This is a genomic window from uncultured Roseibium sp. (assembly GCF_947494555.1).
Lineage (GTDB): Bacteria > Pseudomonadota > Alphaproteobacteria > Rhizobiales > Stappiaceae > Roseibium.
Genome location: NZ_CANLVF010000001.1, coordinates 1,449,212 through 1,465,312 on the forward strand (window position 1 = coordinate 1,449,212; position 16,101 = coordinate 1,465,312).

Annotated in this window: 15 protein-coding genes and 1 riboswitch; of the genes, 10 read left to right on the forward strand and 5 right to left on the reverse strand. The window is 53.5% G+C overall.

Annotated elements, in window-relative coordinates; all coding sequences use genetic code 11:
- Positions 1–77: 77 nt before the first annotated feature.
- Positions 78–2,162: a S9 family peptidase gene (locus Q0915_RS06595; RefSeq protein ID WP_299482119.1), complete on the reverse strand. Its 2,085-nt coding sequence runs from the start codon at positions 2,160–2,162 to the stop codon at positions 78–80.
- A 326-nt stretch (positions 2,163–2,488) separates the two neighbouring features.
- Positions 2,489–2,788 (reverse strand): hypothetical protein, encoded by a 300-nt coding sequence (locus tag Q0915_RS06600; protein ID WP_299481036.1) that lies wholly within the window; start codon positions 2,786–2,788, stop codon positions 2,489–2,491.
- Positions 2,789–3,067: 279 nt separating this feature from the next.
- Here Q0915_RS06600 and Q0915_RS06605 point away from each other — a divergent pair, with 279 nt between their 5' ends.
- The 6 genes from Q0915_RS06605 to Q0915_RS06630 all read left to right on the forward strand — a co-directional run bounded on the left by Q0915_RS06605 (position 3,068) and on the right by Q0915_RS06630 (position 9,351).
- A complete protein-coding gene (locus tag Q0915_RS06605; RefSeq protein ID WP_299481039.1) occupies positions 3,068–3,700 on the forward strand; it encodes a hypothetical protein in 633 nt (210 codons plus the stop codon).
- A 585-nt stretch (positions 3,701–4,285) separates the two neighbouring features.
- On the forward strand, positions 4,286–4,801 hold the full coding sequence (locus Q0915_RS06610; RefSeq protein ID WP_299481042.1) for a hypothetical protein: 516 nt from the start codon (positions 4,286–4,288) through the stop codon (positions 4,799–4,801).
- Between the two features lie 59 nt (positions 4,802–4,860).
- Positions 4,861–5,337, forward strand: coding sequence for a hypothetical protein (locus tag Q0915_RS06615; RefSeq protein WP_299481046.1), 477 nt, complete (start codon positions 4,861–4,863; stop codon positions 5,335–5,337).
- A 659-nt stretch (positions 5,338–5,996) separates the two neighbouring features.
- Positions 5,997–6,221 carry a hypothetical protein gene (locus tag Q0915_RS06620; protein WP_299481049.1) on the forward strand — a complete coding sequence of 75 codons (225 nt, stop codon included), beginning with the start codon at positions 5,997–5,999 and terminating at the stop codon, positions 6,219–6,221.
- Between the two features lie 1,133 nt (positions 6,222–7,354).
- On the forward strand, positions 7,355–7,690 hold the full coding sequence (locus tag Q0915_RS06625; protein WP_299481052.1) for an STAS domain-containing protein: 336 nt from the start codon (positions 7,355–7,357) through the stop codon (positions 7,688–7,690).
- A 29-nt stretch (positions 7,691–7,719) separates the two neighbouring features.
- Positions 7,720–9,351, forward strand: a complete 1,632-nt coding sequence (locus Q0915_RS06630) for a Na/Pi symporter (RefSeq protein ID WP_299481056.1) — start codon at positions 7,720–7,722, stop codon at positions 9,349–9,351.
- Positions 9,352–9,489: 138 nt separating this feature from the next.
- Here the strand turns inward: Q0915_RS06630 and Q0915_RS06635 are convergent, their stop codons facing one another.
- The gene (locus Q0915_RS06635) at positions 9,490–10,404 is read right to left on the reverse strand and encodes an ABC transporter substrate binding protein (RefSeq protein WP_299481059.1); all 915 of its coding nucleotides are present in this window, start codon (positions 10,402–10,404) and stop codon (positions 9,490–9,492) included.
- Positions 10,405–10,666: 262 nt separating this feature from the next.
- Positions 10,667–10,872, forward strand: a riboswitch (cobalamin riboswitch).
- A 369-nt stretch (positions 10,873–11,241) separates the two neighbouring features.
- Here Q0915_RS06635 and Q0915_RS06640 point away from each other — a divergent pair.
- The 4 genes from Q0915_RS06640 to Q0915_RS06655 are packed head-to-tail and all read left to right on the forward strand — an operon-like array spanning position 11,242 to position 14,454.
- Positions 11,242–11,646 carry a DUF1636 domain-containing protein gene (locus tag Q0915_RS06640; RefSeq protein WP_299481062.1) on the forward strand — a complete coding sequence of 135 codons (405 nt, stop codon included), beginning with the start codon at positions 11,242–11,244 and terminating at the stop codon, positions 11,644–11,646.
- The gene (locus tag Q0915_RS06645) at positions 11,643–12,416 is read left to right on the forward strand and encodes an ABC transporter ATP-binding protein (RefSeq protein ID WP_299481065.1); all 774 of its coding nucleotides are present in this window, start codon (positions 11,643–11,645) and stop codon (positions 12,414–12,416) included. The genes Q0915_RS06640 and Q0915_RS06645 overlap by 4 nt, the downstream gene beginning before the upstream one ends.
- Before the next feature lie 16 nt (positions 12,417–12,432).
- Entirely contained in the window at positions 12,433–13,368 is a 936-nt protein-coding gene (locus Q0915_RS06650) for an ABC transporter substrate-binding protein (protein ID WP_299481068.1), read from the forward strand.
- Positions 13,369–13,416: 48 nt separating this feature from the next.
- Positions 13,417–14,454: an iron ABC transporter permease gene (locus Q0915_RS06655; protein WP_299482122.1), complete on the forward strand. Its 1,038-nt coding sequence runs from the start codon at positions 13,417–13,419 to the stop codon at positions 14,452–14,454.
- Here the strand turns inward: Q0915_RS06655 and Q0915_RS06660 are convergent.
- Positions 14,451–14,711: a hypothetical protein gene (locus Q0915_RS06660; protein WP_299481071.1), complete on the reverse strand. Its 261-nt coding sequence runs from the start codon at positions 14,709–14,711 to the stop codon at positions 14,451–14,453. The two genes, Q0915_RS06655 and Q0915_RS06660, sit on opposite strands and share 4 nt — an antisense overlap.
- Positions 14,712–14,834: 123 nt before the next feature.
- Positions 14,835–16,064: an MFS transporter gene (locus Q0915_RS06665; protein ID WP_299481074.1), complete on the reverse strand. Its 1,230-nt coding sequence runs from the start codon at positions 16,062–16,064 to the stop codon at positions 14,835–14,837.
- Between the last annotated feature and the right edge of the window lie 37 nt (positions 16,065–16,101).

Below are 16,101 nucleotides of genomic sequence, written 5' to 3' on the forward strand. Positions count from 1 at the left end.
TTCTGCACAAAGGGAATACCGGACCCGCGTGCGGGGCCGGTCCAAGTCTCAAAAAAATGTGATTCTTTATGGCCGGTCTAGACTTTGCCGGTCACCATGAGCGCAAAGGCCTGTACCAGCGCGACTTCTTTCAGACGGTCGAAACGTCCGGATGCGCCGCCGTGACCAGCATCCATGTTGGTTTTGAGCATGAGCAGGCTGTCGTCCGTTTTTGTTGCCCGGAGTTTGGCGACCCATTTGGCAGGTTCCCAATAGGTCACGCGCGGGTCCGTCAATCCGGCAACTGCGAGCAGGGCCGGGTAGTCCCTGGCTTCGACATTGTCGTATGGCGAATAGGACGCGATGTATTCATAGGCCGTCTTGTCGGTGATCGGGTTGCCCCACTCCGGCCACTCGGGCGGCGTGAGCGGCAGCGTATCGTCCAGCATCGTCGCCAGAACGTCGACAAAGGGAACTTCCGCGATGATGCCACCGAATTTTTCCGGCGCCATGTTGGCGATCGCGCCCATCAGCATGCCTCCGGCCGATCCGCCCTGTGCGACGATCCGGTCATGGGAGGTCAGCTTTTCGGCGACCAGATGGTCGGCAGCTGCGATGAAATCGGTGAAGGTGTTCTTCTTGTTTTCGCGTCGGCCGTCCTTGTACCACCGGAACCCCTTGTCCTTGCCGCCGCGGATATGGGCGATGGCATAGACGAAACCCCGATCGACGAGGGACAGGGAATTGGTGTTGAAGCTGGCCGATACCGTGATGCCGTAGGATCCGTAGCCGTAGAGCAGGAGCGGCGCTGATCCGTCGAGCCTGGTGTCCTTGTGATAAAGGATGGATACGGGGACGGTTTCGCCGTCTGCCGCAGGTGCCATGAGACGTCGCGTTACGTAATCCGAGGCCTTGTGGCCGGATGGCACTTCCTGTTCCTTGCGCAGAACCCGTTCGCGGGTCTCGACATCGTAGTCGAAGGTCTGCGACGGCGTGGTCATGGAGGAATAGCTGAAGCGGATCGAGGTCGTGTCGAATTCATAGCCGCCGCCAAGACCCAGCGAATACGCTTCCTCATCAAACTCCACCGAGTGTTCAACATTGTCACCCAGCCGGCGAATAACGATGCGGGGCAAGCCGTTTTCACGCTCCAGCCGGGTCATGAAGGTCTTGAACACACTGTGCGCCAGGATCAGGCAGCCGGGTTTGTGATCAACGAAATCCGTCCAGAATTCGCGGCCCGGCGTTGCCTTCGGAGCGGTGACGATCTTGAAGTCTTCCGCGTCGCCCAGGTTGGTCAGGATGTAGAGCGTGTCGCCATGATCGTCGACTGAATATTCCACGCCGGTGTCGCGCGGAGCGATTAGGACGGGCGGCGCCTCCGGCTGGTCGGCCGGGATCATCCAGACTTCAGACGTCTCGTGATCGTGAATGTCGATCAGGATCGTATCGCCGGACTGGGTTTTGCCGACGCCCATGAAAAATCCGGCGTCTTCCTCCTCGTGGACAAGCACGTCTTCCGCAGGATCGGTGCCAATCTTGTGGCGAAACAGTTTTGAAGGGCGGTGATTGTCGTCCAGGCGAACATAGAACACGAATTTGCTGTCGGCGGAGAAGACGCCGCCTCCACCGGTGTCGGCGATGCTGTAGTCCATGTCCTTGCCGGACGCCATATCGCGCAGTTGCAGCGAATAGTATTCCGAACCCTTGTCGTCATAGGCCCAGGCAAGCAGCTTGTGGTCCGGTGACTGGCTTGCACCGCCAATCCGGAAATAGGCTTTGCCTTCGGCCTCGGTGTCGCCGTGCAAGAGAACTGTTTCCTCACCGCCATCGCGCGGGGTGCGGAAGAAGATCGGCTGCTGGCCGCCGGTTTCGAACTTCATGCCATAGGCATAGGGACCATCGGGGGAGGGAACGGAGCTGTCGTCTTCCTTGATGCGGCCGCGCATCTCCGAAAAGAGCTTTTCCTGAAGCTCTTTCGTCGGTTCCATAAGAGCATCCTGGTAAGCGTTTTCAGCTTCCAGATAGGCTCTGATATCGGCATCCAGGACAGACGGATCGCGCATGACCTCCTGCCAGTTGTCCGCGCGCAGCCAACCATAGTCGTCCTGACGCGAAATGCCGTGGGTTTCATAGCTTTGCGGGCGCGCCTCGGCGCGTGGGGGGAAGGCATCTTGTTTCATGGTCAAGGAGGTAGGATTTTTGCGTTTTGTTGGCAAGTGACATTGTTTTCAGAAATGTCAGGGCGGGCCTGTTTTCGGACATATGATGGCGCCGGGGGCAATTGTTCTTTGTAGAGACCGAGCGATTTGTTTGATTGAGGGGAGAGGGGCCTCATGAGTCACAATTTTCTGATTGCAAGAAGCGGTTCAACCTCTCGCGTTTTGCGTCGGCTTGGCGAGCGACGATATTCCCGTCTAAAAGTCCCGCATCGATGCAACGGCACACAATGTGTGACAGGTCGCCACCTTCCAAAGACAACCGGTCGTCAAATGTGTACGCAGTACCTTTAGTAAGTTGTCACCCTAAGATCCTTCGGCACTTCTATCCTGCCGGTCGCATCGTTACGGCTGTAGCCTTTGCCGGCGATACAGTTGTCCCAAATGGCATCGTTGATACCTGTTTCACTGCCATATTCCGTTTGCCGAATTCCCTTTGCCTGGGCGGCACATTCAGCCCGATCAGAAAAAAATTGTTGTTGACTTGCATTTGGATGATCATAAGCCACACGATCCCCAGTCGTGCTTGTTACGCATCCCCCCAGAGCCAGCAGACCTAAAATATAATATTTTGCAAAAGGTGGTTTCACTGTAAATTTACCCATAGTAATTGTGAATTTAAATTGATAAAGTTCCGAGACTTATACAATAACTATTAATTGGCCAGCGTCGAATCTTTTTCGTCAGCTACTGATTATGAGTCCGCGCCCTAGTATTCACGTGCCGCCAAACGGACCTTCCGCCGCGAGCGCTCAATGCTCGCAATCGGGCGACAAAACACCTGCCGCGAACCGGATCTTCCTGGCTGGTAGGTGCGCCGGATATGGCCGTCAAACTCAGTACTTCATCCGCTGTTACTGCAGGCAAACTTGAAAACGGGCGCCGAGGCCGCCAAACTGGCCTCCTTTCAAAATAACTTGGAAGGCATCCGTCGATTCAGACATAGAGGGACGGAAGACATGTTGATGCACCCGCTTCTTACCGCCTTACTGGTCCTACTGTTGCCGCTGACAGCAGCACATGCCGACACCCTGGACCCCGCAGAAAAAGCTGCGTTGCAGGCCCGCATCGATGCGCACGAGGTCGCCAGAGTGGAAGGCGATATTCGCGTCCTGATGTCCGAAATGCCACCCAAAGTTATCCCTGCCATCGTGCGTCAGACCGGCTCCACGGCTCCGGACGTCCGTGCGATGGTCGAGAAAGCGATCAGGCAGGCATATGCCCAGCAAGACTTCCGGAGCAATGAACTGGATCTGTCCGCCGCGCAATTCGCCGAGACAAAAACGGGTCTGGCGTACCTATTGATCCCCACGGAAACGGTGGTGACGTTTCAGGACAAGACCTACCAACTGAAATCTTTCACGCTGGCGTTTCAGGAAAACGGCACATGGTATCTGTCGCGCGTAGCCGAAGGGCCGACTTTGCAGACACTGCGCCTGGCCTACCCGGAATTCGAAGCTGTGACCTTCCCACAAGGCAGCTCTACCCTTATCGAGGATTGAGGGGTCGGACGGTCAAAAAGGAAATCCCGACAGTGGCTCATGCGGAGCCGGGATGAGGGATCATCGGATACTCAGTGACAAGCATGCTCGATCTCTTGCGAATTGGTGAGGGCTCTCGTTTGCCGCATCTGTGCTTTCAATGTCGTTCGATTACCCGGTCAATGCCGTGCTCTGGATAGGATTCATTGTCGCATCAACGCCATTTGTCTTTTTCCATTTCATCAATTGGCCGCGAGAATGCTTAGGGAAGGTATTTGAACAAAAGCTGGTTGATGAATTAAACGCCTTGTCACTTTTGGGCGAATTTCGGAAGCCCTTCGAGTGCGCCGGTGTAAGATGTCAGAAATCCGAAAGCCAAACTGGGATACGGACCTTACCTCGACATTCACATGAAAATTCCCAGTTGCGCTCTTGGCATTTTTCATCATCGCGATTTCCGGCATGGAAAGGGGACCTGTCGAGGTCGGGGATTTGAGCCAGCCAGACCTGAAAATTGACAATGTGGGATTGTGAACCGGGCTCAGTTCCCTCCTAATGTCAGGCCTGTGTTTCATCTGAACTGCCGTGACACACAAGGAGCCAGCCATGAACAGATTTTTCGCTGCCCTATGCCTGTTGTCTCTAATGACAACAACTGCAAAGTCGGATGTCAGTTTCTGGTATCAGGATGGAAACTGGACGGTCTGGAACGAAAAGGCAAAATGCAAGGCAGTCAATCGGCCTGTCATCGAGACCAGTCACGCACCTTATATGTCTTTCTGGTTTGTCTATGATCTGGCTAATCCCGGCGTTGCGATAGACACATACTTTTGGCCCGGGGTCTTTGTTGAGGGTACGAAATTCAATGTAGACCTGCTTGTATCTTATGGCGAGGAGCAGATTACGGTTCCAGCCTCGGCTGGACTTGATTTTGCACTAAGGACGGAAAGGCCGCTTTCACAGGCGGAAATCGATCTTCTCGTGAAGCAAAACCTTTTGATCGTCAAACCAGAGAACTCATCGGTCAGTCTTGCCGTCGATGCCGTCAAAATTCCGATTATTTTACAACAGCTGCAAGTGTGTGTTGACGTTCTCAGCAGGGCAACGCAGAAGCCGGATTAATGCTCGGTGTTGTTGTGTCGGATCATGAATTTTCAATTCTACTCAATAGGAGCGTCTGAATGCTCAAGACACTGACAACGATAATGTTTTTGATGACACTTTCTATCGTCCAGGCGCGAGCAACCGTCATTTCTCGGGTCGAATTAGACCTGGGTGCAGAAGAAGATCTAAGACAAATACTTGGCAAAAAATTCCTGAATTGTTCTGCTGACGGCATTGCGAGAGTTGAATTTACGCAAGATCATCGCGTGCTTTACACCAAACACCCGCGTTTCGATTTGGGTTCTTTTGTTTTTGAGGGTGACAACCCGGACCGGCGAGTGAACGAATGGTTCATAAACGGAAAGCAGATTTGCGAAAGGGAAGTTGGCGCTCGGAATGAAAATGTACTGCACTGCAAGGCATTTAGCCGAGCGGCTCGGACGGACTACTTTTTTGTTGAGCATTTCGAACGCGGTAAATCGTTCAAATATAGTATGCAAGAATGCTCAAGCCCCGGTTTTGACTGCAACTGTGTGAGCTACAATCAGTTTTAACTCCAGCGGGCCGAGTGAAGATGCTTTGGCTGAAGTTATTCAGAGCGACTCGTTCGGAGCGGGTTGAAAAGCCCTAGAATTCTTAAACTGAACGCGCGTTAGTGCTGTTCTAACGGTCAAACGATACGCACGATTAGGGATTGAAATAGTTCGAATTTTTTTTGGGGGAGTTGTTTTTTACTTCAAAAAAATCGATAAAATCGTAGCTTGTATATCAGAGAATTAATGCTTTCAGGTGCGAAATGACATTGCTTCGATGGGTTTTTGAATTCACAATTTACCTTTTAGTGCTGTTATATTTTTACACAACGTTTGAATATTATGACTATGAGCAAGTATATTTCGTTGTCTTTTTTCTGATTTTCATGAGATCTGTCGTTCCGTTACTGGTAACTCTCTCGCTCACGTTTGGACCACTAAACCATCTCTACAACAATGCCAAGAAAGATGCTGTAGGTAAAAACTTCCTGATTTTGAGGAAGAAAGATATCTGATCAATCTGTCTCGCCGTGCTTATGCGGTCGGAGTATCTAAGTGATGCTGACGAAGGTTGATCCAGACACCGCAAATCTAGTTGGATTCGAGTACGGCAACATGAAACTCTGGAACAAGCTGCTCAGTGAGCTAAAAAGCATTCGTGACTCATAAGGAGCCAACGCATGAAGAAGAAACACTATATCTGGAGCATGTGGATCGTTTTCGCGTTTCTTGGTGCGGCTTTCTATTCGCCTGATTCACTGTCGATCTGGTCTCTGGTCGGGGCCGGGATCGGTCTGCTCTGCGCACTGGTTCTTACGCTTCTGTATGTACTCTTCCGGGTGTTTGCAGCAGGGTCTGCCGCGAAAGGCGACAAGCAGGAATTCATGCGGAAATTGAAGCTGTAGAGAAGGAGTCGAGATGCCGGATTGGTTGCGAGAGCAAGTCCGAGAAATGGCGCAAGACTTGTTGAAGTTGCCGCACTGGAAGCGTAGGCGTTGGCAGCTATCGGACGCAATTCTCCGAAAATTGAGCCAAGATTCATAAGGAGAAGGGAAGCATTCGATGAATATTGGGAAAGAATACTTGTCGATTCTGAGATCGATCGTATACATCGGTGTCGCCTTTATTGTGATAATAATAGTGAACTATTTTTTGGTGTCTCCCTTGGATTCGATTGTTTCGTTCTTGGTGATGGTCATTGCATCAATATTTACGTTCATGCGAGCAAGGTAGAGGAATCGAACTCAATATGGACGAAAAATACTTAAATTAATAGAACTTTTCTTTCTTTCCCTGGTGGTTTTGGCAGTATTTTATTTACTTGATACAATAGTAATTGTATTAGGTATGACGATTTTATATATAACGGTAATATATGGGATGGCAAAACTAAGATCTTTCTAATCATAGGCTGCTGAGCCGATATTTTTGGATCAAAGTCAGTTAAATATGCAACACAAGATCTTTGTGTTCGACAAGTGCCACACAATCTCCGGCAGTCAAAAACTGATGCTTGACGATACTGAGACATACAAAAATGCCCAGGTGGATGTCGTGATGAGTGCTGTCATGGTGCCGTAACTATCAGGGCGAGCATACGTCGCGACTCAGGTTTTGAACGAAGCGTGCTTGCTTCTGGATAGTCAGGATCTCCGAGGTTCAGCTGACCATTTCCGAAATAGAGGCAGCGACTCATTAGCAGCCTTGAAACGTGCAAGAAACCAAAGGAATTTCCGGCGACAGACCGTCCTTAAGTGAACTTAGTTGCCTTGTTTCCTGACGCCTTTTTCAAGGCACACAAACACCTGATAAAATTGAGGGGGTGACAATTGAAGGAACTGATCTTACCTTAGGATAAGTTGCGCGTCTGAATTTATTGATGGGCGCACGATTTGATGATTTTTTTGCTGGACTAAGACTTTAATTAAAAAACCGGTTCGCATGCGAAGGCAATTTGAAGGTCTTCGTTGAGTGCAATCCAAAAAATACTGAATGACCCTCCTGGTTAATGACAAGAATAATCCGGAGAAATATTGCCGTGAAAATAGAAATTTATCGAGAAAATGCTCTTTGCATCGTTCGCCCGTCGGGGCGCATAGATCTGGCAACACTGGCCGAGTTCGAGAGTTCCTTACGCGAGTTGCTCGAAACCGCTCCGCCGAAGCTGCTTATCGACATGGGAAAGGTCACCTATCTGGCGGGCGCCGGCCTTGGCGTTCTTCTGGCGACTGCCACTTACTTGCGTGGCCATGCCAGTCAGATGGGCGTTTTCGGTGTCTCCGGACGCGTGCGCGAAGTGTTCGAGGTTTCCGGTTTCGCATCGGTTCTCAATGTCCATGCCGATGAGATGAGCGCGCGGGGAGAGGTCAGCTGATTTCGAACCATGTTGAGATCGCCGCAACCATGTTTGCGGGGCTGGGTCTGTTTTTCTTCGCGATGCATTTTCTTTGCGTCAACCTCAAACGGCTTGCCGATCAGAAACTGAAACGCCGAATTGCAAGACTGACGTCGACGGCACCTGCGGGAGTGTCGGTCGGAATGGTGATGATCGTACTGACCCAAAGCGGCACTGCCGCCGTGTTTCTGCTGGTCGGGCTGGTGCGCGCGGGCATGATGACACTCCGGCAGGTTCAGCCGGTCGTTCTCGGTCTTAATCTTGGTGCCGGGCTCATTGTGCTCTTTTTGACGCTGGACATTCGGGTGGCCGTGTTGCTGCTCATCGGCGTGTCCGGAATTTTCTACGCATTTGGCTCGCGGCACAAGGAACAGGTATCGGGCGCTGCAATTGGCGTCGGTCTCCTGTTTCTGGGTTTTCAGATCATGCGCGACGCGGCATCGCAGCTTGAAACGCAAGCCTGGTTCGTACAGTTCGTAGAAGCAACGGCAGGAGCGCCTGTGCTGGCCTTTCTTGCCGGGATGGTCCTGACCGTTTTCGCGCAGTCATCGATTGCCGTTTCAGCGATCATGATCGTGTTCCTGCAGTCCGGACTTTTTCAGCTGCAGGACGGCATCATGTTTGTTTTTGGTGCCAACATAGGCAGTTCGATCCTCATGGTGCTGCTTTCGGCCAATCTGACTGGCGTGCAAAGGCAGGTCGCGCTTTACAAACTGGGATTCAACGCGATTTCGGCTTCGATCCTCTTGCCGCTGATGTATATCGAGGCCGTGACCGGAATTCCGCTTGTGGTCTATCTGGTGTCGCACCTGAGCAATGATCCAGGCACCCAGGTTGCGCTTGCTTATGTCTTGTTCAACGTGTTGCCAGCACCGTTTCTCCTGTTGCTGTGTGGTCCAACTGCGGAGTTGCTTCAAAAGCTCAGTCCCGAGACGCGCGCAGAGCATGGCGCCAAGCCGAAGCACCTCGCATTGCCGTGTCAGGAGCCTCCGCCGATTGTCCAAAGACTTATTGAACTGGAAACTGTTCGGCTTCTGCAGCTGAGTTCTGAAGCATTTGACAGCATGCGATGTGATCGCGGCGCCAAAAAGCTTCATGCAAATCTGGAAGCTGCCGGAGCCCTGCACAAGATCATCGCCGAGGCGCTCCAGGACCTGGCATCAAATCGTTCGCTGTCACCGGACCAACACAAGCATGTCGATATGCTGGTACGCATTTTGTATCTCACGCAAGAGATGCGCGGTGCGCTGAACGACTTTGGTGCGGAAGTCTATCATCTGCGCAAGAAGAGCCCGGATCTGTGGTTTGCGGACTCAGCCGTTGAAGGACTTGATGCCATCCTGAATGTGCTGATTTCAGTTGCCCGTGACAGAAACAGCGATGCCCTGGACGTGCTGGCCAGACTGACGTCAAAAAAAGGAAACGGCATCAATGCGATCAAGGTTGCCTACCTGCAAGATGAACAGCTTCTGACGGGCCAGGGGAAGATCCACGTGCTGAATGCGATGAACCTTTGCGAACGGCTGATCTGGCTTTTCGGAGAGGCCGGGGCGGCTTATGGCAGGCTTGGGCAGAGCCAGGTTGAAGTCCTGTCATCTGTCTTCGATAAACCGTCAGCGGGAGAGCGTCTCCGGGCTTGATATTCAGTCTTGGTAAGGCGCATTCAGGCTGGCCCGAAGAATAACGCCGCGCCACCATGAGGAATAGGCTTGCCTGTTTGGTGTGATGGGCGCTCTGTTTTGGTATTGCCCTTGTTCCAGACCGAGCCAGACCTGTCTCTACCTGTAGACGACAGGATTCGTCGCATTTTCCAATTGGAGGGCGGAGGCCGCCTTGCTGTTCTTGTTGACGAAAAGTGTCGCATCGGATGCGGCAATCTCGTTGATCGGCAGGGAATGTGCGGGAACCTGTTCCAACAGGATCTTGGCCGCCAGCGTGGCCGCAGCTTCTCCGCGCTCACGGTACTCTGTTCCGAAGACCAGCGTGACGTCTTCCTCGCCATAGGCGGTGGAGGAGGAGACACTGACCAGATCGTCCGGGATGATCTCCTTCAAGACGCTGTTATGGGCCACGAAGGACGACGAAGAGGTCACATAGACCGCGTCTGAAGAAGCAAGTTCGGGTTTGAAAGAGGCAATCAGAAGGTCTTTCTCGTCCGCATCTGGAGCGAACCTCAACAGCTTTGGCACTATCCCGCGTTTTTCTGCCGCCAGCATGAGGCGGTCGGCTTCCGCCACCGCATTGCTCTCCCTTGGGTCAAACAGGATCGCCAGCGTTTTGAGGTCGTGGATGTTTCCCAGCAAGTCGAGAATGACTTCCGGCGACAGAGACATTTTCGCGCCGGTCAGACCCGGGGGCGGAGCGTCCAGCGATGTTACCAGACCGACGCCCACAGGATCGGTGACAATGTTGAAGACGCGGGGCACTGTCTCAAGGTCGAAGTTCTGAACGGTCAGGGTGGCCGTTGTGCCGAACGTGTATATCAAATCCTTCGATTGAAGATCTTCCCGTCTTTCGCGCAGGAAACCGGCCAGTTTGGTCTGGTCACGCTCTGCATCGAAATACTCAAATTTCGCGTTGATACCGAGTTCGTCCAGCTTTTCGGCGAAACTGTATTCGGCCGGTGTGAGACCACGCCATGTGATCATCACGATGGATTTTGCAGATTCTTCCGATCGCGTGACTCCCGGCATCACGATGAGTATCGCAAGTAGTATCAATCGAAAGATCAATCGGGCATCTCGCTGTTATTGTTTTTGGGTCAGGCTCGTCTTCATTCGCGAGTTCCTTCTAGCAATCATATTGGCCTTTTTCTTGTCATCAATGACCATTTGCTTTTTCTTTGGCTGCATAAATTTTAAATGAATTTAAGAGGCCTTGTCCCTGGCAACTCAAAAAGGCGGACCGGCTGTCGAATGCGACTTTCCTCGTTGACAGACCCGGCGATTTTCGTCACACAGATCACATGGCTCTCGTATCCGAAGCCGGATCGGGATTAAAAGGGAACACGGTGCGGCGTAGCCATTAGGCACCAAATCCGTGACTGCCCCCGCAACTGTGAGCGGCGAGTAAACCTGAAAACACCACTGGGATCTCCCGGGAAGGATCAGGCCAACTTTGACCCGCAAGTCAGGAGACCTGCCATTTCATCTTTAACTTCAACCCGGACGGGGTGTTCCGGAGGAGCGGGTGACATGGCGAAACAGCGACAGCTGACAAAGTTTGACATTCGGTTCTTGAAAGCCCCGTGCATTCGCGGAGGGCGATATGAACCGGACACAAGACGAATCTGCTGACTTCCGTCCCACTTTCCTTGCCAGAACGAGCTTGAGTGATCGTGCCGCCAGGGCGATGTGCCCGAACGGGGGCAAGTTGTCTATTGCAATGCGAAATCAACGTAATGTAATAACATTACATGAATTGGAATTTCAGTCTGTCTCCGACGCGAGGACGGACGTCTTTCCGAGTGAAACCGGAAGCCCGGATGCGGCAACCGCAAAAGGACAAGCCTTGGCTTCAGGAGGCAGTAAATGAGTGGTGAGACCCACAAGATCTTCGTTTGCACGTCCTGCCGCCACAAGGGTACGGACTGCCGTCCGGGGTTTGAACTGATCGCAAACCTGCGGGACGCTTTGTCAAAGGCGCTGCCGTTGACCGGGCCCGATTTCGAAGTCTCCGGAATTGCCTGCATGGCAGGTTGTTCACGTCCCTGTACGGTGGCGTATCGTGCCAGCGAAAAGGCAACCTATCTCTTCGGTGACATAGATCCGGACACGGACATTGACGATCTCGTTGCCTTTGCAAAGCAATACCGGGATCTTGATGACGGGTGGTGCAATTCCGGGCAACGTCCTGGCAAGCTCGCACGTACGGCGCTTGCCCGCATTCCGGCGGCGATGATTGTGACCGAACTGGACAAGGCTGCGGTCTCATGAGCGGCGCGGTGCTTTCCGTCAAAGACGCCAGCTGGCGCGCAGGGCAGGGCGACACAATCCTGCATCCGATCAGCTTCGACCTTGCCGCCGGGCAGGTTCTGGGGCTTGCAGGTGCGAACGGTGCAGGAAAATCCACATTGCTGCGTCTGCTTTACCGCTTTCACCGACCGAGCACAGGCGCAGTATTCCTGGATGGCGTTGATATCTGGAAGATGTCCGCAAGGTCTGCGGCAAGGAAGGTTGCCGCCGTTCTGCAGGAGCAGCCAACCGACTTCGCGTTGACCGTCGGGGAAATCGTCACCCTTGGACGACGGCCTCACGGTACCGGGTTTTCCGGAAACGGTGACAGAGACGCGGAGGTCGTGGATCGCTCTTTGGACAGGATGGGACTTCTTCCATTGGCAACGCGTTCCTTCGGCACCCTGTCGGGCGGTGAAAGACAGCGCGTCATGGTTGCCCGGGCGCTTGCTCAGGAGCCCGAGCTGTTGATCCTTGACGAGCCGACGAACCATCTGGACATCCGTCATCAGCTCGAAATCGTTGCGCTTATCAGCAGCCTGAACATCACAATCGTGACAAGCCTTCACGATCTCAATCTTGCCGGGCGGGTCTGCGACCGCGCCCTTCTGCTCCACAGTGGAAGGGTCGTGGCATTTGGGGCGCCCGAGGACGTATTGACACCTGACCATATCGAACGGGCCTATTCCGTTAAAGCGCGGCTGGAACAATTCGCATCGAGCGACCAGCCCCATCTCACCTTTCACCTGTAAAATTTTGGAGATCCTCATGAAACGCCTGGCACTCAGTCTGGCCACCATTTTCCTTTCCACCGGTGCAATGGCGGAAACAACCGTTCAAAGCTGCGATCGGGAAGTGACCTTCGACGCTCCTCCGAAGGCCGCGATTTCAAATGACGTCAATCTCACTGAGATGATGCTCGTGCTTGGGCTGCGGGATCACATGGTCGGCTATACAGGTATCTCCGGCTGGAAAACACTTGATGAGGAAATGCGCAAAGGTGTCGCGGAACTTCCCGAGCTTTCCGCAAAATATCCGACCAAGGAAGTTCTGATCGGAGCCGACGCCGATTTCTATTTCGCCGGTTGGAACTATGGCATGAAGGTGGGTGGCGAAGTCACACCGGAAACCCTGGAACCCTTCGGTATCAAAGTCTACGAGCTGACAGAATCGTGCGTCCATATCGGCGACAAGCCCAAGGTTTCAATGGCTGACATGTATAATGACCTGATCAATCTTGGAAAAATTTTCGGGGTAGAAGACACTGCTCTGGATTTGGTTGCCGGCTACAAGGCCGATCTGGAGATCTACAAATCCACTTTAAAAACTGGTGATAAGCCGCTGAGAGTATTTGTCTACGACAGTGGTGAAGACAGGCCATTCACAGCTGGTCGATATGCCATGCCAACGGCGCTGATCGAGGCTGCTGGAGGTGTCAATGTGTTGGATGACTTTGAAAAAAGCTGGGCCAAAATCGATTGGGAGACCGTCGTCGAGAAAGATCCGGAATTCGTCGTTATCGTGAATTACGGTAATGTCACAGCGGAGCAAAAGCGTGAGTTCATGAAACAGAACCCGGCGCTTGCGAATATCGATGCGGTCAAGAACGACCGGTTCGTGACGCTCGAATATGTCGAAGCAACCCCAGGGCCGCGCAACATCAAGGCTGTCAAGAAGCTCGCGGAAGCATTCTGGGGAGAATGAGACATGTTGCAGCGACCAGCCAGGGATGCCGTTGATACGGATCTCAAGATGACGACGCAGACTTCAAACTGGGGGTTCGGTCTGAAGCTCGCAGTCGGCGGGTTGCTGCTTGTTGTTTCCATGGTCGTCGCTGTTGCTGTCGGCGCCGTTTCCGTGCCTGCCGGGACAGTGTTCGGTGTCGTTGCAAACAAGCTCGTACCCGGGCTAGTGGAGGCTGACTGGTCCAAGGGCCGGGAGGCGATTGTCTGGAACATTCGCCTTCCGCGCACCTTGCTCGCAGGCTTCGTGGGGGCAGGCCTGGCGATTGTCGGCGCGGCTCTTCAGTCGGTGACGCGCAATCCACTCGCGGATCCACATCTTCTCGGCATCTCCTCCGGTGGCGCTGCCGGAGCCATCCTTGCTCTTTTGCACACCGGCCTCTTTCTGGGTTTGCTTACTGTCCCCCTCATGGCGTTTGCCGGGGCATTGGTGGCGACACTGGTTGTTTTGGGTGTAACTCATTTTGCGTCTGCGACGAGCGCCGACAGACTGGTTCTGGCCGGCGTCGCCGTGTCGTTTATCATCATGTCATTTGCAAACATCATGATTTTCATGGGCGACCCGCGGGCAACGCACACGGTTGTGTTTTGGATGCTGGGCGGTCTTGGCCTCGCGCAGTGGAACCATCTTCTGTTTCCCCTGGGTATCCTGCTGCTGACAGTGCCTTACCTGCTTGCAAAGGCTGCGGACCTCAACGCGATGACGATTGGAGACGAGACAGCCTCGACGCTCGGAATACCCGTTGGCCGTTTTCGTCTGATCATTTTCGTTGTCGGAGCTCTGATCACCAGCGTGATGGTCGCTTTTTCCGGCATAATCGGGTTTGTTGGCCTCATGATACCGCACATTGCGCGTTTTCTGGTCGGCGGCAGCTACAGCCGCGTTCTGCCGGCAAGCCTGCTTCTGGGGGCAATTTTCCTTATCTGGGCGGATATATTGGCACGGACGCTCATGGCACCTGAAGACATGCCGATTGGCATCGTGACAGGGCTGATAGGCGGCGTATTTTTTATTTTCCTGCTGAGATCGCGGGCTCAAAACCGCTAGTTCGAGGATCGCGGCGTGTTTCTGTAGACAAACACGCTCCAAAACACGCACAGCCGAACAAGCAGGGCAATAACAGAAAAGACCGTCAGCGAAATCGTCATAGCTCTTTGCAGATCCGTCTCCAGACTTCCTTCGGGGATTGTCGCCAAGACGTAGAAATAGTCCACCACCAAAAAAGCACACAACACGCAAGACCATTTCATCGGGAGAAGCATTACGATAAGTGCTGCAATCGCGATTGCGACTGGAAAGTCCATGAATATCTCCTGTGCCTGATCAACACTTGCAGAAGATCCTGGATGCCTGCACAATTCCGGTGAAGGACATGCGCAGATAGTGCGCATTTTCGGCCCGAGCGTCTCAGGCACCGCATTGTCCTGTCAGGACATGGCGAGCCGCGCGCGGCCTCTGAACAGAATGAAAATCATGATTGCCATATTGAGGAAGTTCCAGGCAATTCCGTTCAAGAAGGCGGCCTGGTAGGACCCTGTCAGATCGTAGATCAGGCCGGACATCCAGCCGCCGAGTGCCATTCCGAGGATTGTCGACATCATCACGAGACCAACGCGCTGACCGGCTTCGCGCGCAGGGAGATATTCCCGCACGATCACCGCATAGCTCGGAACGATGCCGCCCTGCGACAGGCCGAAAATCAGGGAGACCAGATAAAGCGATGCAAGGCCGTTGAACGGAATGTAGAGAAAAAGCGCCGCGCATTGCAGCACGGATCCGATCAGAAGTGTTCTCACCCCACCGATCTTGTCGGCAAGAACGCCGGAGATGAGGCGGCTGATCACGCCCATTCCGGTCATAAGAGCGATCATGTCCGCTCCTGGTGCGACGCCGTATCCAAGGTCGACACAATACGCCACGATATGAACCTGAGGCATCGACATCGCCACACAACAACTCAGTCCGGCAATGATCAGCAGAGCCTGAAGCGCTGTGGGTGACAACCCGGTTGTATGTTGCCCGAACCTTTGCGATGCCGGATCCATTGCCAAAGCCGCTTCAGGCGGACGCCGCCGGAGCAGCAAGGCAAGCGGAACCATCGTGACCAGGCAAATAGCGGCAATGACAAAATAGGTTTCCCGCCAGTCCGCGCTCTGAAGGTTCCACTGGATGAAGGAGGGCCAAAGGACGCCCGCAAGATAGTTGCCGGAGGCGGCACACGCGACCGCGAGACCGCGGCGTTTCAGGAACCAATGCGAAATATCGGCAACAAGCGGCCCAAATGTTGCGGACGTGCCGAGACCGATCAGAAGTCCCTGCGCGACCGTGAACAACACGATGTTCTGGCTGAGTGCGGCGAGCGAGAAACCTGCCGCCAGGAAAAGCGCGGAGGCAATGACAGGAGGCGCAATGCCGTATCTGTCGACAAAGCGGCCCAGAATGAAATTGCCGATCGCGAAGCCCGCCATCGTTGCCGTGTAGGGTAGGGAAGCACCGGCTCTGTCGACGCCAAAATCCGTCTGCACATCAGGCAGCACGATAACGACCACCCACATGCCTGCACCGCCGATGGTGCTGAGCAAGATGGATATTGCCAGACGGAACCAGGCGTAGGGGCCATCCTGAGCGTAAAGATCGGGAGTATCCGGTCGGGACATTGTCGGCTTTCGGTCGGAGTGCTGAATTCTGCCTATC